Raw genomic sequence first — 19809 nt, 5'->3', positions numbered from 1 at the left:
ATCAAGTCATGTTTTTGCTGGGCCTACCTCAAAGTGAAAATCACGATGGAGCTGTATGAGCCATTATAGACTAATCGCGTTTGATTTAGATGATACGCTTGCCCCGTCTAAGTCCCCATTGCCTGAGGATATGGCGCGAGCACTGCGTTCGTTGCTTGACATATCCGAAGTATGTGTTATCTCCGGTGGTAACTTTGAGCAGTTTTCTACCCAGCTTCTTGATAATCTTCACGCTCGGCCAAGCCAGCTTGAAAAATTACATTTAATGCCCACGTGCGGCACTCGGTATCTGCGCTATATTGACGGCCAGTGGCAAACCATATATGCTCGTGACCTCAGCGCTGATGAGCGTCAGCGTGCGTTAGCCTCCCTTGAGAAACGAGCGAAAGAACTCGGGTTATGGGAAGACGAAACATGGGGACCGATTCTTGAAGATCGAGGCTCACAAATAACCTTCTCTGCCCTAGGCCAGCAAGCTCCGGTGGCCGCTAAACAAGCATGGGATCCTGATAAGAGTAAAAAAGAATCCCTGCGAGCCGCCGTTGCACGTGACCTACCTGATCTCGAGGTGCGATCTGGTGGTTCGACGTCGGTTGATATCACCCGAGCAGGTGTTGATAAAGCGTATGGCATGGCTGAATTAGCGAAACAAACTCATATCGCGATTGCTGACATGTTGTTTATTGGAGACCGATTAGACGAAGGTGGAAACGACTATCCAGTGCTTGCGTTGGGAATTGCTGCACATGCCGTGACCAGATGGCAAGATACTGTTGAATATGTCAACGACTATGTAAAGAACGCGGAGAAGAACGATGGCGCGGAATTCTGATAGTGCTTTGACTAATGCGCAAATCGAAGCCAAGTTAGCTCGCTATGATGCCTATCCAACTGCTCATCAGATTGCTGGTGGGGCAGAGCGCGGACTTGCATGGCTTATGACGATTTGTGGCGTCATCGGCTTGTGGGCTTCATTGTCGCTTATTATCGCTGAGAAACAGAAATTGGCTAATCCGCAGGCAGTGTTGTTGTGCGATGTCAACCCACTCGTTGGCTGTGGGGAATGGATTGGGGCGTGGCAAAACGAGGTCTTTTTTGGAATCTCAAATTCCGTGCTAGGACTTGCTTTCTTCGCAGGAATAACTGCGCTGGGACTCGTTTTACTGGCGCAGGGCCAATTTAGTCGGTGGCTGTGGCAGCTCCTATGCGCCGGATTAACCGGCGGAATGATATGGGTCATATGGTTTATGTATGAGAGCTTGGCAGTGGAAGGTAAACTCTGCCCATATTGCATGGTGACATGGGTTGTTACTATTGCGCTTTTCGTCCACGTCACAGCGCGCACTAGCCAGGCAGGACACTTAGGGCAGGCCAGTGCGGATCTCGGAAGAGCCTACGCCAGAAATCGCTGGCTGATTACTGGTCTAGCATACGTTAGCGTCACTGGGTTGATTGCAGTAACTTTCTGGAACCAACTATCAGTGTTGTTTTCCTGATATGAACCCTTTGCGGATTATGACAATCCACAACCTTTCCTCACAGCGCATCCATATATTCTGGGACATGTTCACCATAGCCCAGCTCAACCAAAGCATTTCGTAAGTCCATCATTGCCTGGGTGATATCAGCAGCCGGTGCAGCACTGGCGTTATGGAGATCAGCGGCATTAGGTGAATCGGCGGGAATGACATGAATATGAGTGTGGGGGACGTCAAAACCAAGAATCGTCACTACGCTGCGTTCAACGTCAAACGCACGCTCTTGCGCAGTAGCGATGATCTGGGCGACCTTCATTGCGTGAGCGAAAACCTCAGGTTCGACGTCGTTAAACTTAGCTACTTCGCCACGCGGAATAACCATGACGTGACCTGGACGCGAGGGTTCGATTGTAGCCATAGCGACGACGTCGTCGTCGGCCCACACGAATTTTCCTGGAATCTCGCCGGCAATGATTTTTGTAAATATACTACTCATATTTGTAGTCTACTCCTTTAGCGGGTTCGGCTAGTGAGACGTTTGGTGGATCACATGCGCCCTAGACGACGAAAACCCGTTCCTAAGCTAACATTAGGACTAATGATTTTATAACAAAAATAAGGAGAATCATGTCGGCAACAAGTAGCTTTCCGTATCGCTACACTGCCGAACTTGCCAATACGATCGAAGCATCATGGCAAGACCGGTGGGACAGTGAAGAAACGTTTAACGCACCCAACCCAGTTGGTGACCTATCTGACGGGACGCAGCTATCTGATGCCTACTTCCTTCTTGATATGTTCCCATATCCTTCCGGTAAAGGATTACACGTTGGACATCCGCTAGGGTTCATTGCCACTGATTGTTTGGCACGCTATCACCGTATGCAGGGCAAAAACGTTCTATATACCATGGGTTTTGACGCCTTTGGTTTGCCTGCCGAACAGTTTGCGGTACAAACTGGTCAGCATCCTCGAGTCACTACTGAGCAAAATATTGATAATATGCGCGCTCAGCTGCGCAAGCTTGGTATGTCGCACGAAAAGCGCCGTTCGGTTGCGACAACCGATCATGACTTCGTCGGCTGGACGCAGTGGATTTTCCTCCAGATTTTTAATTCTTGGTATGACGAAACAGCTGCAGGCCGCGAACCTGGTACAACCGGTCGAGCTCGGCCAATTCGCGAATTGGTTGCTGGATATGAAGATGGGTCTATCCCAACCCCTGATGGTCAGCCGTGGGGGCAGATGTCGCCAGCGCAGCGCCAAGCAGCTATTGATTCGCGCAGATTGGCATACGTGGATTATGCGCCTGTTAATTGGGCGCCAGGTCTTGGTACTGTTTTAGCCAACGAGGAAGTTACCGCTGATGGACGCTCCGAGCGCGGAAATTTCCCCGTTTTTAAGCGCAATTTACGGCAATGGATGATGCGTATTACAGCCTATTCCGATCGCTTAGCATCAGATCTGGATAAGGTTGATTGGCCAGAAAAGGTTCGATCCATGCAACGCAATTGGATCGGAAAATCTCACGGCGCGCACGTTAATTTCACGGCTCATGGTGCCGATAGTGATCACACCCTTACAGTTTTTACTACCCGGCCAGATACCCTCTTCGGTGCGACGTTTATGGTGGTTTCACCAGAACATCCTATGCTCGAAAGCGATTCTCTTCCGAGTGCATGGCCAGCAGGCACTGAAAATGAATGGACTGGGGGTGCGCCTGATCCTGCAACAGCAGTTAAGGACTATCAGCGGGCAGCTTCGCAGAAATCAGATAAGGAACGAGCCGACGTCGATAAGACGAAGACCGGCGTCTTTACTGGTATTTTCGCTACCAACCCAGTCAATGGCGTCAAGATTCCGGTGTTTACTGCCGATTACGTGATGATGGGTTATGGAACAGGGGCGATCATGGCTGTTCCATCGGGTGATCAGCGAGATTTTGATTTCGCTCGTACCTACAATATTCCAATCATTGCGACCATTGAAACACCTGATACGTTTGATGGCGAATCGGCGTGGACTGACGACGGTTTGATCATCAACTCTCAAAACTCCGAGATTTCGCTCAACGGCTTAGACATACCTGCCGGTAAAGCAAAGATGGTTCAGTGGTTAGAAGAAAAGGGGATTGGCAGTGCTGCCATCACCTACCGGTTGCGTGACTGGCTCTTTTCTCGCCAGCGTTATTGGGGCGAACCCTTCCCGATTGTTTACGACGAAGATGGCGTAGCGCATTCACTTCCAGAGTCGATGCTCCCGGTGACGTTGCCTGATACTCCGGACTATTCACCACGATCTTTCGATCCTGAAGATGCAGATTCAGAGCCAGAGCCACCGTTGGGTCGCCTTACTGATTGGGTGAATGTCGAGCTCGATCTTGGTGACGGGGTGAAAAAGTATCGTCGAGAAACCAACACTATGCCTAATTGGGCTGGTTCATGCTGGTACGAACTTCGATATATCGATCCAACCAATAGCGAAAAGTTCATCGATCCTGAAAATGAAGCGTATTGGATCGGGCCTAAGGAAGGAAAGCCTGCGGGTGGTACCGATTTGTATATCGGCGGAGTCGAACATGCGGTACTGCACCTACTTTATGCTCGGTTCTGGCATAAAGTGCTTTTCGATTTAGGATATCTCAGCTCCAGTGAACCCTTCCACAAACTGTTTAATCAGGGTTACGTCCAGGCATACGCCTATACGGATTCTCGAGGGCAGTATGTGCCAGCTGAGGAAGTAGTCGAAGTTCCTGCAACTGATGGCTCGGGAGAAGTCACGTTTGAATGGAATGGTCAGCCCGTTAACCGTGAATACGGCAAGATGGGTAAATCCTTGAAGAATATCGTCACCCCTGACGATATGGCTGCCCAGTACGGAGCTGATACATTCCGCGTTTATGAAATGTCGATGGGGCCGTTGGATGCTGACCGTCCGTGGGAAACCCGGGCTGTAATTGGTGCCCAGCGTTTCTTGCAACGATTGTGGCGCAATATCATTGACGAACAGACCGGGGAACTGGTTATCGTCGATGAACCAACTGATATGGAAACAGCGCGCCTGATGGCACGCACCATCCATGATGTCCGTGAAGAGTTTGAGGCGATGCGGATCAACACCGCTATTGCCAAGATTATCGTGTTGAACAATCACGTCACCGGCAAGGCAGTAACACGTGAGGTTGCCCAAACTCTAGTTTTGCTCACCTCACCGATTGCACCGCATATTGCCGAGGAGCTGTGGAAGAGGTTGGGTCATTCAGATTCGTTGGCTTATGAACCATTCCCGACTGTCAGTGATGAATCGTTACTTGTTGATGACACCGTAACGTGTATTGTTCAGGTCATGGGTAAGGTGCGCGACCGGATCGAAGTTCCAACAGATATCTCTGATGCCGATCTGCAGGCGCAGGCGATGGCTTCGGACAAGGTTGCACAGTATCTGGATGGTGAACCACGAAAGGTTATCATCCGCGCACCGCATTTGATTAATTTCGTTCCGTAGCAGTATTGGTTGGGGCATGCGCCCCAACCAATACCTGGTTCGAGGCGATGAATACAGCTGTAGAGATAGTTTGATCTTCAAGAATGGATACAGATAGTTCATTCTTTGGATTCGGAGTATTCATGTTGGGCTCTATGGGTGTATGATTTTACGAAAATAACGACGTATATTTCCGGCCAACTGTGAAGAATGAAGGTGAAAACTGTGAGCTCAATGAGTGGTACAACTGTTGAATCGACTGTATTTGACGGATTACCAGCGTGGAAATTAACATCCGTGAGTGGGGCAAGTGCTGTTGTAGTTGAGCGCGGTGCAACATTGATTTCGTGGGAGCCTGAACCTGGGATCAACGTGATCGATGGCTATATTTCTCGAGCTGAGCTCGAAGATGGCCGTGACGCACGCTCTAAGGTTATGGCTCCGTGGCCTGGCCGCTTATCCGGATCAACCTATGTGTTCGAAGGTCAAACCTATACTGTTGATGAACTCCCGCCGGGGGCTGCCCATGGCTTAGTCGGAACTGCTGACTTCGTTGCAACAAGTACCGCAGGTGCCTTGGTTTTAGAATATTCCTTTCCTGGATCGGCTGGCTACCCCTGGCCGTTCAAACTCTCAGTGGTATTTTCAATTGAAACAGGCGCTGAGCGAGAAGAACATTTAACTGTTTCCTTGACGGCAGAACACGATCTTGCCCATGGTATTCCGTTAGCTTTGGGCTGGCATCCGTATCTGCGTTTCCCTCAGTCGCGTGCTTCGAACATGTCTGTCATGATTCCGGCGCGCACTCGGGTTGTTTATGATTCGACTCTAGTTCCACGCCCGGGTGAAGCAGCCTACGCTGGTATCAACGCGCCGTTCCAGCTTGATTTCCTCGGTGCCCAAAAGCTCGATGCCTCTTTCCGTGGCCTGATTCCAGATGAAAATGGCGTTGTAACAACTGTTTTACGTGACCCAGCAACAAACGCTGAGATCGACATCGCACAAGAACCTGCGGAAGCTCCACTAGTTCACATTTTCACCTCCGATGGTGTAACTCGCAACGAACGCGGATCGGTAGCTATTGAACCGTTAAGTCATGTTGCTGATGCGTTTAACCGACCTGATGCAGCTGGTTCGATCGTTCTTGCGCCAGGAATCTCACGATCGTTAACTGTCACGGTCACATATCGTAAGTGAATACCTCGCTTTAGTGTCAACGATCGTAGCGGTGTTACTGTAGGTGTGCGGGAGGTAGATTTGTTCTACCTCCCGCACACCTACATATCACAGAAGCCCCAGTTCGTTACCGACGCCGGGTGCCAAACAGACCACGGGTGATCTCCCGTGCCAATGTTCGCCCGGCAGTCTTGAGCACACTATCAAAGACTGACTCGCGGCGCTTGGCCTGGCGTTGAGCATCTTTTTCTGCCTTTTTACGCAGTTTTTCCAGCTCTTTTTCACGATTACGTTCTTCTGCCGCGATTTGTTTTTCCAACTCTCGAGCCAGGCGTTCTTGTTCTTTAGCCTGCTCATCGGCAATCCGTTGTGCTTCCTTCGCTGCTTTCTCAGCTTCGATCCGCGCATTAATTAATTCGAAAGCGGACTGGGGATCGACCGGATCGCGGTACTTATCCATCGAATAGGATTGAGCTATGGCCTCTTCGATTGTCGCATCAGAGGCCACTCCCATAGCCGCTGCCGGAGCCCAAATTCTCGTCGGAGCAACAGGTGAAGGACGGCCATGGTCGTCCAAGATCGTCACGATTGCTTCGCCGGTTCCCAGATTCGGCAATATCTCTTGCAAATCTAGCGGTGAGGTGGGGAAGGTTTTGACGGTGTCTTTGAGTGCTTTTACGTCATTTGGTGTGTGCGCTCGAAGAGCATGTTGTACTTTAGCGCCGAGTTGGGCCAGCACATCTGCAGGAACATCTTTTGGAGTTTGGGTGACGAAGAAAATTCCGACTCCTTTGGAACGAATTAGTCGTACCGTCTGGATAACCTGGTCGATAAACTCCGTTGAGGACCCGGAAAAAAGCAGATGCGCCTCGTCGAAGAAGAAAACAAGTTCTGGCTGGGCTAGATCGCCACGCTCTGGAAGTACCTCAAAGAGCTCGGCCAGCAGCCACATCACAAACGTAGAGAACAGTGCGGGACGAGATTGAACATCTGGTAGCTCTAATGCCGAAATCACCCCGTACCCATCGCCATTACGCCGAATAAATTCTGTGACCTCGAAAGCAGGTTCCCCAAAGAAAGAATCGGCGCCTTGTGCTTGAAGTTCAGCGACTTCGCGCAGTATAACTCCAGCAGTCGCAGAGGCAATACCACCAATAGTAGAAAGCTGTGGTTTTCCTTCATCTGATGTTAAATAGGAAATCACAGCTCGCAGATCATTAAGATCAATGAGTGCGAGGCGTTCTTGATCTGCCCAGTGGAATATCAGGGAAAGTGCTGACTCTTGAGTATCGTTAAGTCCAAGCACTTTAGACAGTAGCAACGGTCCAAAATCCGAAACAGTTGTGCGAATGGGAGTTCCTTTTCCTTCTCCGCCTAAGGTATAAAGTTCGGTTGGGAAACTCTGTGGGTGCCACGTTTGACCTTGGCTACGAACACGCTCCATTAGTTTCTCAGATTGTTCTCCTGGCTCTAGTAGTCCAGTAAGATCTCCTTTGATATCTGTGATAAAAACGGGTACTCCAGCTGTGGATAATCCTTCCGCAAGGAGTTGCAAGGTGCGAGTTTTTCCAGTCCCAGTAGCTCCGGCGACCAGCCCGTGCCGATTTAGCATTGCTAACGGCAAAGCAATTTCTATGCCGGGTTGTGGACTACCATCTTCGATATAGGTGCCGATAGTCAGCGCTGCAGCTTCGGAGGCGTATCCGGCAACTATTTCTTGCGCGTAATCGCTCAGCGGCTTGGTAGCAGTGACGTGGGGCAGTTGTGCGGCCGATGAATCATTTTCTACTTCAACTTCGCTGCTATCGGTATCCGATTCGTTAGACTGTGAGGTAGTAGCGGGATCAGGAGTGCGATCACTACCTAGTTGAGCTGCTTCATAGGCTGCTTGGGCGGCGGCTGCTTTAGCTTCGGCCGCTTCGGCTTGAGCGGCGAGTGCCGCTGCTTTGAGTTTGGCAAGGTCTGCTTGTGATGTCATGTCTTCAGTCTAGTTCAGAGCGTAAGCAGACAGGAGTTATTTTACGTTATCCACATAGATTGTTCTTTTTTGAGTTATCCACGAGTTATCTTCTGTACCTGCAACGCGATGTGGTGACAGGGATACTCGATATATGACTCAGCCATTGCCACGTAATTCACAACATTTTCATCTGGGAAAGCTTCGGCGTTCACCACGTACTCGCTTAGGGTATAGCGATACCTTTAGCCAGAGCGGCCAGGTATCAACACCACAATCACCGAATCGTCAACGAACATTAGCTAAGGCAGCATTAGCGATGGGTGCTGGTGATGACGTCAGTGCATTGGCTTTGCAGGGCCGAAGAAGTCGTTTCCTGCTAGATTCTGATGCTGGACGAATTGTTGCAATTATTTTGGTAATTTTGTGTATCGTCGTTGTGACAAGAACATTTGTGTATGCTTCACACACCGAGATATCGTCTGCTAGCGCTATATCTGAAACTAAATCTGCGTCGAGTTTAGGTGGCTTAGAGCAACCTATTGGTGATGAGGCACCAGAAAATACAGTGCCGGTGCCCAAGAACAACTCTCTAGTAGATCCTGGGCAAGTTACCGTCTACCTCACTGGAGCAGTTCACAAACCAGGTGTCTATACTTTACCAAGTAAGTCGCGCGTAAATGACGTTGTTACCGCTGGCGGTGGATTAACCGATTCAGCAGATACCCGATACATCAATCTTGCTGCACTGATTTCAGATGGTGAGCACGTACATATCAAAGACGAGGGAGAATCTGCTGACGAGGTTGCTTCTCCTGATGCACATCAAGCTCAAGAGCAGACGATGGTCGATATTAACTCTGCCTCTCAACTCACTCTTGAATCTCTTCCAGGAATCGGCCCGGCAACGGCCAGTGCAATTATTAAATGGCGTGAGGAACATGGGCGATTTCCCAGTGTTGATTCTTTAACAGATGTACCTGGAATAGGAGTGAAAACACTGGATCGGTTGCGTGAATATATACGTGCGGATTAGCGGTGAGTGCACAGGATTATCGGCTGGCAATGCCAGCTCTTGCTAGCTGGTGGACGGTTCTTCTTGGTCCGCAATATGCGCTCTATATTGGCAGCTTTTCGCTGGTACTGATTGTATTGTTGAGTATAGGTGTAGGTAGGAAAACGCTGTCGAGGTACACACCAACGATTTTCGTCGTCTGCCTAGCAGGTTGTTGTGCATCGATGACAACAACTATTCATCATGAAGCAGCCCAACGCGGGCTTATCGCATATGTCTATGATCTCCAACTCTCAGTCACCGCTACCGGACGCATCGAATCATTTCCCATAGATGCACAGGGCTCCACGAGGTTCATCTTTCGGACCTTCGAAGCACAAGCTGGCGCGGATTATGAGCAATCGCAGTCTTTGTTGGATGTTAAAATTTCAGGTTCGGCTAACGTCGAGCGCTACGATGTGGTGCAGATTGAGGGAGTAGTGGAAAAATGCCAGTATCAAGGCATTAGCGATATGTGTTTTTCAGCGCGTACGCTACGCCTGGTTCAACCAGCCCAGGGATGGCACGGCTATGTGGGACGGATACATAAAGCACTGCAATCTTATGATGAGTCGACGGCGGTAGTTCACGATGCGCTGCTGACCGGTATTGCTATTGGTGATGATTCACGCCTGCCACAATCGTATCGCGAAAAGATGCGGGTTTTAGGTTTAGCGCATTTGACTGCAGTTTCAGGTGCACATATTTCGATGATCATCCTGATTGTTGTGATGTTAGTAGGATGGCGTTGGCCAGTTATCACGGGGTTGTCATCTTGTGTAGCGATAGTGGGGTTAACAACGGTAGTAGATCCACAACCATCGGTGTCACGGGCAGCGCTGATGGGATTGCTCTATAGCCTAGGGATTGGAATGAGATATTCAGTCACAGCTTTTCCATTACTTGCTTTGACGGTGATCGTTAGTTCATTGTTCGAACCCAATATTGCAAGAAGTTTGGGATTCATCCTCTCAGTTATTGCAGTTGCGGCGATTGTGGCAGGGGGCGCTCCGGTAGCTAAATATTTGTCAACGATTATGCCAAAGTGGGTAGGTGAAACTATCGCGGTGCCCTATATTGCCGGGGTAGTAACTATTCCGTTGATAGCAGGTTTTCAACAAGAGTTGTCAGTTTTCTCGGTGATCGCAAATGTACTTGTTGCTCCCGTGATTTTTCCCCTTACAATTCTCGGTCTTGTAGGAGGTTTTCTCATGCCGCTAATTCCTGCGCTGGCAACTTATTTTTTGGCTATAGCTCAGGTATGTTCTGGATGGATTGATATAGTTGTGGAGCTGGTACCAGTATTATCCTTCACGCCCTATATAACGGGTTTGATCGTAAGCATTTTAGGATTAATAGCGTTGTATGCGGTTCATCGCCGTTACGGCGTAGCTAAGATAGCCACAGACGTGGGATACTAGAACTATGACATGGGAAAAGATAAAACTTGCACCGATTCTTCTTATACAATCTGGTGAAGCAGTTTATGCAGATAGAGCAATAAGGTTGGTTAAACACCAAGCCCGAGAGTTAGATCCGCATACCGATATTCAAGAGATTGATGCGCAAAGCTACAGCGCAGGATCGTTGTTTGCGCTTGCCTCCCCGTCGTTGTTTGGAGAACGACGATTACTCATCGTGCCAGAATTAGAATCGCTCAACACTGCCTTAGAACATGATCTTCTCCAGTATCTTGAACACCCGGAAGAAGATGTTTTTATAGTTTTACGGCACAATGGCGGGGCACGCGGCAAAAAAATGCTCAATGCCTTAGCCAAGGCGCAAGTGCCAACAACAAAGATTGAGGCGGTAAAGAATCAACGCGATAAGACCCAAGCGGTTATGAATGATGTTCGAGCTGCAGGTCGGAAAATGACTACAGAAGCTGTCGGTGCACTTATTGAGGCAATCGGTTCAGATCTACGAGAACTTTTAGCTTCCGTCCAACAGCTGCTTGCCGATGTCGAAGGGCTTATCACCGACGAACACGTCCATACATATTTCGCGGGACGAATCGAAGCAAAAGGCTTTAATGTTGCAGATGCTCTCATTGGTGGAAATGTCGGGCAGGCAGTGAATTTGGCACGTCATGCACTGGCAACTGGCTCCAGCCCGACTGCAATTCTCGGGGCAATTGCATCAAAACTAAGGACCATGGCGCAGCTACTTGGCCAACGCTCAGGAGTTATGGACGTCAAAGTTTCTATCGTGCCGTGGATGGCCGATCGCGCTAAACGTGATATGCGCGGATGGAGCGCCAACGGTTTAGCGGCTGCAATTTCGGCAATCGCACAAGCAGACGCAGATGTTAAAGGTGGCTCCCGAGATCCTGGATATGCGCTCGAACGCGGTATCTTAGCAGTTGGCCGCGCCCGTGCCCTGAAATGAGATCCATTGCCGTGCCCTCAAATAAGATCCATTAAGTTACCGAGCTTTCAACATTGAGCATCTAGAGTTACTGGTATTGAGCTGGGATCAAAGAACAGTTGTGGCGGGTAAGAACGATCTTCGTTCTTACCCGCCACAACATTTCCTTGCGATAAAACGCGAAGTAGTTACTATCCCAGCTTAGCTACCTGAACGGCGAGCTTCGACTTGCGGTTAGCAGCCTGGTTCTTGTGGATAATACCCTTAGAAACGGCCTTATCCAGCTTGCGGCTGGTAACCTTGAGGGCTTCGGTAGCAGCCTCTGCATCGCCAGCAGCGATTGCTTCGCGGGTCTTACGAACGAGTGTTTTAAGCTCGGACTTGTAACCCTGGTTGCGTACACGACGCTTCTCGTTGGTCTTAATGCGCTTCTTTTGGGACTTGATGTTTGCCACGTGAATCTCTTTCATTTCTCGTGAATGCTGGTTAGCATCCACGAAAGGAATACGGTCGGTGAGGGATTGCCTGATCCGGACTGTGAGGCGTGGGGACACCCGTGGTTATGGATCGCGGCCGGACTCATTACCCGACCAGGTAAGTAAAGTCCATGAACCAGCATAGCAGTTCATCAGCGCATAAACCCTGTGATTTCAATGCAACGCGTCACGACGCCATGTCAGCGCAGATAAGATTGAATCTCTCGAACGACGGTGGCATAAATCTGTTGGTCTAGTTTGCCACCAGTACGTCGAATCTGGTCCACATGAGCAATGAGTAACCGATTGAGGCGAACTTCTGATTGCCGATGGCGGTCATCCCAATCTCCAGAGCCGATATCCATCCAGTAGCGTCCCCAGTGAGCTTCGTCGTCGGCATCGTGATCGTGATCTTTAGAGGTCGTTTGGGCAAAAACCACATGGTCAGGGCCATACATTGCCACGACGAGGACGGGGCGATCTTTGCCGCGTCCGTCGTTTTCTTCATACGGCACCCACGCCCAGACAACTTCGCCAGGATCAGGGGCATCGTTTCGGATCGGAGCGTAAGTAAATTGGGGCAAGCCAAGGGTATGAACGTCGTACTCGATTGCTTGCTCATGAGGAAGAGGTAGGTGAAAAGCTTGAGTTTCTTGTTTCTGGTTTCCAAGCTGAGAAGCCGATTTCGGTGAGCGTCGATATTTGCGGCGCTTCGTGGACGCTGACTGGGTGTTTTTTAACGCCTGGCGACCAATCTCAATCACCAGGCTCGTGACACGATTCCATATACTCATTATCAGGCATCCATTTCGTCATTATCGGTAGCGAACAAAAGTTCGGTGAGCTCAACGTGGACTTCTTCAACTCGTGGCACGTCACGCAACACAAGCGGTTGAGCGGCAGAGGTTTCTAAGATAAGCGTCCCGGCACCAACTAAGCGATCGATGAGATCGTGTTGATAGGCAACATTAGATACCCGCGCAAGCGGAATATCGTGGCCAGTTTTCGAAAAAATTCCGGTGCGCGTGATGATGCGACGATTAGTGATGGTGTATGTCGATGTCATCCATCGCAGCCACGGCAAGAACCACACGACGAATATCCCAGCTACGCCGAGAGCTATCGATAGCCAAGTTCCCCACGGACGAAGCGAATCAGGAAGGAAGATCAGCGCGAAACCGAAAGCGACAAGGATCAGAACAAGTCCGCACGCGTTCCACAACAGAGTTTTTACATGCTCGTGCATGTGCCGAATGACATGCTCATCGCGGCCAAGTAGTTTTTCTGATAATGCCATAGCCTTATTCTGCCACAGGTGCTACGAAACTCGACACTTAACATCTACCACACAGTTAAGAGCTGGCGTTAAATCCAGACAATTAAACCAACAAGTATCGTGAAAAAGCCTGCCGGTATAGCAACGATGCTCAAGAGCGCAGTTACGATCGTTATCCGTAAGTCATCACGCAAATAAGGCGCATTCTCAACCCCACCAGCACCAGCAATTCCTGCTCGTTGCGCAGCTTCGACACGTGCTAAGAATACATTGCGTTTGCGAGCCGCCTCAGCTTGAGCATCGGCTTGACGTTGGGCGTTTCGTACCCGCTGAACTTCGTCATCAAAAGAATAGTGCGAATTTCCCACTAGGTTGCCATTTTCGTCGATAATAGTCACCGCCGTAGAATCAGCAACGCTACCGGTGAGTTTTTCGATTGTGGCATCAACGGCACGTTCTAGACGGAAACGCAAAACAGCAAACGTAACCACAGCCAATGCGAAGAACATTGAAACGGCAAACGGCCACCAGCCGATCCACGTCGTCGCCGCCCGGCCAGCAAACCAGCCAACAATCAAGGACACTGCGGTAACCACGCCACTGGCGCCAACCAAGATTTTTCCAGGTAAACGAGTGAAGCGTTCAATAATTGGAAGAAGATAATTTAACGAACCTGCGGTGATACTCATAACCTAAGTGTGCCACTAAGAGCGCCAATATGCTTAGCGCTGGTATCGTGGGATCGACTATAGGAAAAGGAGAACACGTGCCTGTATCAACTGCCGCAGAGCTCGCAACGATAGAGCCTGCCGCCACTGATCCGTCGCGGATCCGTAACTTTTGTATTATTGCCCACATCGATCACGGAAAGTCCACACTTGCTGACCGGATGCTTCAGCTCACTGGTGTGGTTGCAGAACGCGATATGCGCGCGCAATACCTGGATCGGATGGATATCGAACGCGAACGCGGCATCACCATCAAATCCCAAGCTGTACGTATGCCATGGACGGTTAATTCCAACGCGTATGCGCTCAATATGATTGACACCCCTGGGCACGTCGATTTTTCTTATGAAGTCTCGCGGTCGCTAGCAGCGTGTGAAGGTGCGATCTTGCTGGTAGATGCAGCTCAAGGCATCGAAGCGCAAACCCTAGCAAACCTGTATATGGCGATGGAAAATGACCTGGTCATTATTCCAGTGCTCAACAAGATTGACTTACCGGCCGCTTATCCAGAGAAGTATGCGGCAGAAATTGGAGCCTTGCTCGGCGTTGATCCCGATAGCGTGATTCGGGTATCGGGCAAGACTGGCCAGGGCGTTGCGGAACTATTGGATCGTATCGTCAAAGACGTTCCCGCCCCGGTTGGCGATGAGAATGCGCCTACGCGCGCCATGATTTTCGATTCGGTCTACGATTCGTATCGCGGAGTGGTGACCTATGTTCGCGTTGTGGACGGCAACCTAACGCCGCGTCAGCGCGTGTCGATGATGGCTACCGATACTGCTCACGAACTGCTAGAAATCGGCGTTATCTCGCCCGAACCCAAACCGTCGAAGGGCTTAGGCGTTGGCGAGGTCGGCTATCTGATCACCGGCGTCAAAGACGTCCGCCAATCGCGTGTTGGTGATACAGTCACTGATTTGCGCAAACGAGCTGAGCACGCATTGGCCGGTTATCGCGATCCAAAACCGATGGTGTTCTCGGGTATTTATCCGATCGACGGTTCAGACTATCCAGCTTTGCGTGATGCGCTGGAGAAGTTGAAATTGAACGACGCTGCACTGACCTACGAGCCAGAAACATCCGTTGCGCTTGGTTTCGGTTTCCGCTGTGGCTTCCTGGGTTTGTTGCATCTGGAGATTATCCGCGAGCGCTTAGAACGCGAGTTTGATCTAGACCTCATCGCAACCGCACCTTCGGTTATTTATCGAGTAGTCACCGATGCAGGCGAAGAGCATGTGGTTGCTAACCCGTCGGAATTCCCGGACGGCAAAATCAAATCAATTTATGAGCCGCTCGTTGAGGCCACGATTTTGACACCGAAGGATTACGTTGGTTCTGTGATGGAATTGTGTCAGCAACGTCGCGGAATTATGGGCGGAATGGACTATCTCTCTGAAGATCGGGTGGAGTTGCATTACAAGTTACCACTAGCTGAAATCGTCACTGATTTCTTCGATCAGCTCAAGTCGCGCACTAAGGGTTATGCTTCGCTCGATTATAAAGAAGAGGGCGAGCAGATGGCGGATTTGGTCAAGGTTAATATCTTGCTCAACGGTGAAACCGTGGACGCATTTTCGGCGATTGTTCACCGCGATGCCGCCTACCATTATGGTGTGGAAATGACTGCTAAGCTCAAGGCGCTCATTCCGCGGCAACAGTTCGAGATTCCAGTCCAAGCTGCGATCGGTACTCGTGTTATTGCTCGCGAGACAATCAAAGCCTTGCGTAAAGATATGCTGGCTAAATGTTACGGCGGTGATGTTACTCGTAAGCGTAAGTTGCTTGAAAAGCAGAAGGCGGGTAAGAAGCGTATGAAGTCCATTGGTCGCGTCGATGTTCCGCAAGAAGCCTTTGTGGCCGCGTTGGCTTCGGAGATGCCGGAGGCTAAGAAGAAGTGACGACGACGAACCAGCCAACTGAGCGCAACAAGAATTACGGCCGTATCATTTCGTTCACTCGCCGCGGTTCGCGGTTGGGGGATAAGTTTGAAAAGGTGATGGCTGAGCATGGTCCGCACTATGTGATCGACTATCCGGCCGGTCAAGCCCAGACGACGATTGCCGATGATGCGTTCATTGATCTGGCGGCTGCCTTTGGGCGAGTTGCGCCGATTGTGGTCGAGATCGGCCCGGGTTCTGGCGAACAGCTTATTTCTCAGGCAAAGGAACATTCGGAGTGGAATTTCCTTGCGTTGGAAGCGTGGGCACCTGGCGTGGCGCGGTGTGTGAACGCTGCCGTGCGTGAAGGGGTGGAGAATGTTCGTGTGATGGAGGTAGATGCTGCCCAGGCACTACCGATTATTTTCCGCACCGATGTTGAGGCGCCTAACCCACGGGCTAGGGAAGTATGGACGTTCTTCCCCGATCCGTGGCGCAAGACCCGCCATCATAAGCGCCGTATTGTTAATGAGACGTTTGCGCGCACGATCGCTGGCGTTTTAGCTGACGATGGTCTATGGCGCATGGCCACTGATTGGGACAACTATGCCTGGCAGATGCGTGATGTTATTGAGCGTAGTCAATGGCTGACGAATCTGCATCCGGGTGAAAATCCAGATCCAAACGACGAAGGCGATTTCGTTGGCGGATTTGCGCCTCGGTGGACCGGGCGAATCATGACTCGCTTCGAACAGCGCGGTATTGATGCCGGCCGCACAATTCATGATGTGGTTGCGAGGCCGGCACCAGTTGCCCACCGTATAACGTTGCCGTGATTGGGTTATCACCGAAACCAGCCCATGAGCTGTTGCTTCCCGATTCTGATGTGAGCGCTGGTTTTGGCGCATACGTCCATATTCCGTTTTGCCAGGTGCGGTGCGGATACTGTGATTTCAATACCTATACGAATACCGATTTCGGTACCGGCGCATCGGTTGGTGACTACCATGAGTCGGTACTGCGTGAAATTGCGCAGTCCGCGCACTATCTTACTGGGCATGAAAATGGCACGGGCCTGACCTCGATCTTCTTCGGTGGCGGCACTCCCACCATGCTCAACGCAACCCAACTTGTTGTGGTACTTGATGCGTTACGCAGGCAGTTCGGCGTCGTTGATGGAGCTGAAGTAACGACGGAGGCCAACCCGGAAACCGTTGATCGCCAAGCCTTACAAACGCTCAAAGACGGCGGTTTTACGCGAGTTTCGTTCGGTATGCAAAGCGCTGTGCCGCACGTTTTGGCTACGCTAGAGCGTCAGCATACTCCAGGCCAGGTATCGAAAGTGACGCAGTGGGCGCGTGAGGTCGGGTTAGAGTTTTCGGTGGACTTGATTTATGGTGCGCCGGGGGAGAGCCGTGACGATTGGCAGCGTTCCCTTGACGTCGCCGTGGCGTTGGATCCGGGGCATATTTCGGCCTATGGTTTGACGATTGAGCCGGGGACTGCGATGGGCCGGCAGGTGCGACGCGGTGAATTGTCAGATACTGATCCAGATGAACAGGCTGCTAAATATGAAATGGCTGAGGCAGCGTTGAGCGCAGCAGGCTATTCCTGGTATGAGGTATCGAACTGGGCTAAGCCTGGGAAATACTCGCGGCATAATCTGGCCTACTGGCGTAATACTAACTGGTGGGGTTATGGCCCGGGGGCACACAGTCATATCAACGGTACGCGGTTTTGGAATGTGAAACATCCAGGTGCGTATGCGCAGCACCTTTTGGATGATACGTTGCCGGTCGCTGATGTGGAGCATTTGAGCGCTGCTGAGCGGCGAGAAGAAGACATCATGTTGGGGGTGCGGCTTGCTGATGGCATCGTTATTCCTGATGGTACGCAACCTTCGGTGGTTGCGGGGCTGATTGCCGATGAACTCATCGATCCGGCGCCTGCGCTGGGTGGGCGGATCGTCTTGACGTTGCGCGGGCGGTTGCTCGCAGATACGGTGATTCGGGCGTTGTGGTAGTTCTTATACTGTGCATAGACTTTGCATTTTCAGGTTTTTCAACGAGAAAAGACGCGTTACAGACGCAAAATGCAAACTGTGTGCACATCAGTAAATTGTCACGCTTGGAGCCGCAGTTTATGCATCGAGAACAGCGGTTGACGCATTAAGAATCCATCTCGGTGTTTTTCTTAGGTTGGCGCGCCAGAAATTATCCCTTGTTATCTTCTAACTGGGTCTCCAGGCACCCCGAGCAGATCAGAGTTGATACATCGTCGGCTATAATCAACACAGGATTAAGCTATCAGAAAGTGGTTAGCCATGGGCTCATACATCATGCCGGGAATTACAGTACTTTTCTTTGCTCTCATTGGGGTGGGAATGATTTATGTGTTGATCGGTTCGCGCCATCAAGGAGCGTGGGACGACGATGCGCACGTCACGGCAGCGATGAAAAAGCGAGGGTGGAAAGTTAAACCGAAAATTGATGAAGCGACGTCCTTTTTACTCGGCTCACATACTCCCGGGGAAATGTGGCCAATAATTGCCGGTCAAACAGGGGTCCAAGGGATAGCTAAAGATTCCTGGAAGGCGGTAACTCTCCGGCGCGGTAGTGATGATCAACTTGTTATTTCGTTACAGCTGGCCCAGCGCTCCGATGGTGCAATTGCACAACTAGCTGAAGCCCTTGTTAAACACCGTAGCGAAACTTTTGATCTACGAACTGTTGTTGGTACTACGCCTGATTATTTCACTCCAGACCTACGCACTGCGATAACCTCGTGGACTGAGATGGAGTTTTTGTATTTTCACGGTGAGCATCTCACTGTGGGTGTGCCCACCGAGCATGGTAGGCCCGATATTATCGACTACCTTGAGGAAAATATTGCCAAACTTCGTGCAATAGGGAAGACGTTGCCAGCACAGGTGTGGAGCTAGATTCGTTTTCGGTGCTTCGGGCTTACGAGCTGCGTTGGCGAATTCCGTTACTTTCCGCCACTAACGAAATCAATCAGTTCTTCCATGCGTCCCAAAAGGGCTGGCTCTAAATCAGTGTAGGTGTGTACAGAATCCAGAATACGTTTCCATCCCAAGCCAATATCTTCGCCAGTCTCGTGTGCCCAACCCAAGCGGGCTAGGGTTCCGATTTTAATATCTTCACCGCGTGGTACATCTGGCCACGCTTGGATTCCGAGTGTTCGTGGTTTTACTGCCTGCCACACATCAACATAGGGGTGTCCGAGAACTAAAACGCCTGGTCTGCGCATCGCCACGTGAGCAATTCGTGATTCTTTGGAACCAGGAACCAGATGATCTAAGAGCACCCCGGCACGAACCTCATCGGACGGATTGAAAACATCGAGGACGTCCAGCAAGTGATCGGCACCGAACAGTTCTTCAATCATGATGCCCTCGTACGCCAAATCTTCACCCCAGATTTTCGAAACTAGTTCAGCGTCATGCTTGCCTTCGACCCAGATACGTGAGGGCCGCGCCACCCGCGCCCGGTGTGCTACGTGTAAGGACCCGGAAGCCGTCAGTGTTTTTCCGGCAACCGTTCGCACGTCGTCGTCACGTCCAGAAACGAGTTTCGCTACCGGTGGTTTGAGATCGACGGCGACTCCTTCGAACCAAAAGCCCTTGCCTAGTTCAAATGAGCGGCGATGCCCCTGGCGATCTTCTAATTCCATTTGCCATTGTCCAGAAACTTTTCCGATCCGCACAACCTCGCCCACGTATCCAGTTGCCACGTCTTCTAATACCATGCCAACTTCTACTGGCAGTGGGCGGGCAGCTTTCGGTTTATGCATACCTGAAGCAAGAACATCATAGCCATAGCGATCAAAACTCATGCCAACTAGCTTAAAAGAGGCTATGGATCGGGGTGTATTCGCCACGCCTGTGTGTGCAAACAAACGGGTGCTAAGTTTGAAG

Annotated in this window: 19 protein-coding genes; 11 read left to right on the top strand and 8 right to left on the bottom strand. The window is 50.7% G+C overall.

Annotated elements, in window-relative coordinates; translation table 11 throughout:
* Positions 1-55: 55 nt before the first annotated feature.
* Both NG665_RS05050 and NG665_RS05045 read left to right on the top strand, forming a co-directional pair.
* On the top strand, positions 56-832 hold the full coding sequence (locus NG665_RS05050) for an HAD-IIB family hydrolase (RefSeq protein WP_252672577.1): 777 nt from the start codon (positions 56-58) through the stop codon (positions 830-832).
* A complete protein-coding gene (locus tag NG665_RS05045; protein ID WP_252672576.1) occupies positions 816-1496 on the top strand; it encodes a vitamin K epoxide reductase family protein in 681 nt (226 codons plus the stop codon). Before NG665_RS05050 ends, NG665_RS05045 begins: the two co-directional genes overlap by 17 nt.
* A 40-nt stretch (positions 1497-1536) precedes the next feature.
* Here the strand turns inward: NG665_RS05045 and NG665_RS05040 are convergent, their stop codons facing one another.
* Positions 1537-1974, bottom strand: coding sequence for an HIT family protein (locus NG665_RS05040; RefSeq protein ID WP_252672575.1), 438 nt, complete (start codon positions 1972-1974; stop codon positions 1537-1539).
* 131 nt (positions 1975-2105) lie between these two features.
* On the opposite strand from NG665_RS05040, the gene leuS reads away from it, so the two are divergent.
* Complete coding sequence (gene leuS / locus NG665_RS05035; protein ID WP_252672574.1) at positions 2106-4982, top strand: leucine--tRNA ligase; 2877 nt, start codon at positions 2106-2108, stop codon at positions 4980-4982.
* On the opposite strand, the gene NG665_RS05030 is transcribed toward leuS, so the two are convergent.
* Positions 4966-5106, bottom strand: coding sequence for a hypothetical protein (locus NG665_RS05030; RefSeq protein WP_252672573.1), 141 nt, complete (start codon positions 5104-5106; stop codon positions 4966-4968). The two genes, leuS and NG665_RS05030, sit on opposite strands and share 17 nt — an antisense overlap.
* An 89-nt stretch (positions 5107-5195) precedes the next feature.
* On the opposite strand from NG665_RS05030, the gene NG665_RS05025 reads away from it, so the two are divergent.
* Positions 5196-6158, top strand: a complete 963-nt coding sequence (locus NG665_RS05025; protein WP_252674089.1) for an aldose 1-epimerase — start codon at positions 5196-5198, stop codon at positions 6156-6158.
* Between the two features lie 106 nt (positions 6159-6264).
* Here NG665_RS05025 and NG665_RS05020 read toward each other — a convergent pair whose 3' ends face one another.
* Positions 6265-8115 (bottom strand): helicase HerA-like domain-containing protein, encoded by a 1851-nt coding sequence (locus tag NG665_RS05020; protein WP_252672572.1) that lies wholly within the window; start codon positions 8113-8115, stop codon positions 6265-6267.
* A 133-nt stretch (positions 8116-8248) separates the two neighbouring features.
* Here NG665_RS05020 and NG665_RS05015 point away from each other — a divergent pair, with 133 nt between their 5' ends.
* From NG665_RS05015 to holA, 3 genes are read left to right on the top strand one after another with little or no spacing between them, the layout of a single operon-like run.
* Positions 8249-9130: a helix-hairpin-helix domain-containing protein gene (locus NG665_RS05015; protein WP_252672571.1), complete on the top strand. Its 882-nt coding sequence runs from the start codon at positions 8249-8251 to the stop codon at positions 9128-9130.
* 2 nt (positions 9131-9132) lie between these two features.
* A complete protein-coding gene (locus tag NG665_RS05010) occupies positions 9133-10569 on the top strand; it encodes a ComEC/Rec2 family competence protein (RefSeq protein WP_252672570.1) in 1437 nt (478 codons plus the stop codon).
* Between the two features lie 4 nt (positions 10570-10573).
* Positions 10574-11536, top strand: a complete 963-nt coding sequence (gene holA / locus NG665_RS05005; protein ID WP_252672569.1) for a DNA polymerase III subunit delta — start codon at positions 10574-10576, stop codon at positions 11534-11536.
* Between the two features lie 170 nt (positions 11537-11706).
* On the opposite strand, the gene rpsT is transcribed toward holA, so the two are convergent.
* The 4 genes from rpsT to NG665_RS04985 form a co-directional block, all read right to left on the bottom strand.
* Positions 11707-11970, bottom strand: a complete 264-nt coding sequence (gene rpsT, locus NG665_RS05000) for a 30S ribosomal protein S20 (protein ID WP_252672568.1) — start codon at positions 11968-11970, stop codon at positions 11707-11709.
* A 221-nt stretch (positions 11971-12191) separates the two neighbouring features.
* Positions 12192-12785 carry a type II toxin-antitoxin system PemK/MazF family toxin gene (locus NG665_RS04995; protein ID WP_252672567.1) on the bottom strand — a complete coding sequence of 198 codons (594 nt, stop codon included), beginning with the start codon at positions 12783-12785 and terminating at the stop codon, positions 12192-12194.
* A 2-nt stretch (positions 12786-12787) separates the two neighbouring features.
* Positions 12788-13288: a PH domain-containing protein gene (locus tag NG665_RS04990; RefSeq protein WP_252672566.1), complete on the bottom strand. Its 501-nt coding sequence runs from the start codon at positions 13286-13288 to the stop codon at positions 12788-12790.
* A gap of 68 nt (positions 13289-13356) precedes the next feature.
* Positions 13357-13956, bottom strand: coding sequence for a hypothetical protein (locus tag NG665_RS04985; protein WP_252672565.1), 600 nt, complete (start codon positions 13954-13956; stop codon positions 13357-13359).
* A gap of 77 nt (positions 13957-14033) precedes the next feature.
* On the opposite strand from NG665_RS04985, the gene lepA reads away from it, so the two are divergent.
* The 4 genes from lepA (at position 14034) to NG665_RS04965 (ending at position 18813) form a co-directional block, all read left to right on the top strand.
* Complete coding sequence (gene lepA, locus NG665_RS04980; RefSeq protein WP_252672564.1) at positions 14034-15893, top strand: translation elongation factor 4; 1860 nt, start codon at positions 14034-14036, stop codon at positions 15891-15893.
* Positions 15890-16708: a tRNA (guanosine(46)-N7)-methyltransferase TrmB gene (trmB, locus tag NG665_RS04975; protein WP_252672563.1), complete on the top strand. Its 819-nt coding sequence runs from the start codon at positions 15890-15892 to the stop codon at positions 16706-16708. The genes lepA and trmB overlap by 4 nt, the downstream gene beginning before the upstream one ends.
* A complete protein-coding gene (hemW, locus tag NG665_RS04970) occupies positions 16705-17895 on the top strand; it encodes a radical SAM family heme chaperone HemW (RefSeq protein WP_252672562.1) in 1191 nt (396 codons plus the stop codon). Before trmB ends, hemW begins: the two co-directional genes overlap by 4 nt.
* Before the next feature lie 300 nt (positions 17896-18195).
* The gene (locus tag NG665_RS04965; protein WP_252672561.1) at positions 18196-18813 is read left to right on the top strand and encodes a hypothetical protein; all 618 of its coding nucleotides are present in this window, start codon (positions 18196-18198) and stop codon (positions 18811-18813) included.
* Positions 18814-18860: 47 nt separating this feature from the next.
* On the opposite strand, the gene NG665_RS04960 is transcribed toward NG665_RS04965, so the two are convergent.
* A complete protein-coding gene (locus NG665_RS04960; RefSeq protein WP_252672560.1) occupies positions 18861-19727 on the bottom strand; it encodes a DUF3097 family protein in 867 nt (288 codons plus the stop codon).
* Positions 19728-19809 lie beyond the last annotated feature (82 nt).

This window comes from Arcanobacterium pinnipediorum (genome assembly GCF_023973165.1).
Lineage (GTDB): Bacteria > Actinomycetota > Actinomycetes > Actinomycetales > Actinomycetaceae > Arcanobacterium > Arcanobacterium pinnipediorum.
The sequence above is the reverse complement of the archived record's forward strand: the minus strand, read 5'-3'. Positions and strand labels throughout refer to the sequence as shown.

Coding starts and splice junctions, on each gene's coding strand:
- NG665_RS05040 (WP_252672575.1), bottom strand. CDS start 1,974: ATGAGTAGTATATTTACAAAAATCATTGCCGGCGAGATTCCAGGAAAA.
- NG665_RS05050 (WP_252672577.1), top strand. CDS start 56: ATGAGCCATTATAGACTAATCGCGTTTGATTTAGATGATACGCTTGCC.
- NG665_RS05045 (WP_252672576.1), top strand. CDS start 816: ATGGCGCGGAATTCTGATAGTGCTTTGACTAATGCGCAAATCGAAGCC.
- NG665_RS05015 (WP_252672571.1), top strand. CDS start 8,249: ATGACTCAGCCATTGCCACGTAATTCACAACATTTTCATCTGGGAAAG.
- NG665_RS05020 (WP_252672572.1), bottom strand. CDS start 8,115: ATGACATCACAAGCAGACCTTGCCAAACTCAAAGCAGCGGCACTCGCC.
- NG665_RS04985 (WP_252672565.1), bottom strand. CDS start 13,956: ATGAGTATCACCGCAGGTTCGTTAAATTATCTTCTTCCAATTATTGAA.
- NG665_RS05025 (WP_252674089.1), top strand. CDS start 5,196: ATGAGTGGTACAACTGTTGAATCGACTGTATTTGACGGATTACCAGCG.
- NG665_RS04990 (WP_252672566.1), bottom strand. CDS start 13,288: ATGGCATTATCAGAAAAACTACTTGGCCGCGATGAGCATGTCATTCGG.
- holA (WP_252672569.1), top strand. CDS start 10,574: ATGACATGGGAAAAGATAAAACTTGCACCGATTCTTCTTATACAATCT.
- NG665_RS04960 (WP_252672560.1), bottom strand. CDS start 19,727: ATGAGTTTTGATCGCTATGGCTATGATGTTCTTGCTTCAGGTATGCAT.
- leuS (WP_252672574.1), top strand. CDS start 2,106: ATGTCGGCAACAAGTAGCTTTCCGTATCGCTACACTGCCGAACTTGCC.
- NG665_RS05030 (WP_252672573.1), bottom strand. CDS start 5,106: ATGAATACTCCGAATCCAAAGAATGAACTATCTGTATCCATTCTTGAA.
- NG665_RS04965 (WP_252672561.1), top strand. CDS start 18,196: ATGGGCTCATACATCATGCCGGGAATTACAGTACTTTTCTTTGCTCTC.
- NG665_RS04995 (WP_252672567.1), bottom strand. CDS start 12,785: ATGAGTATATGGAATCGTGTCACGAGCCTGGTGATTGAGATTGGTCGC.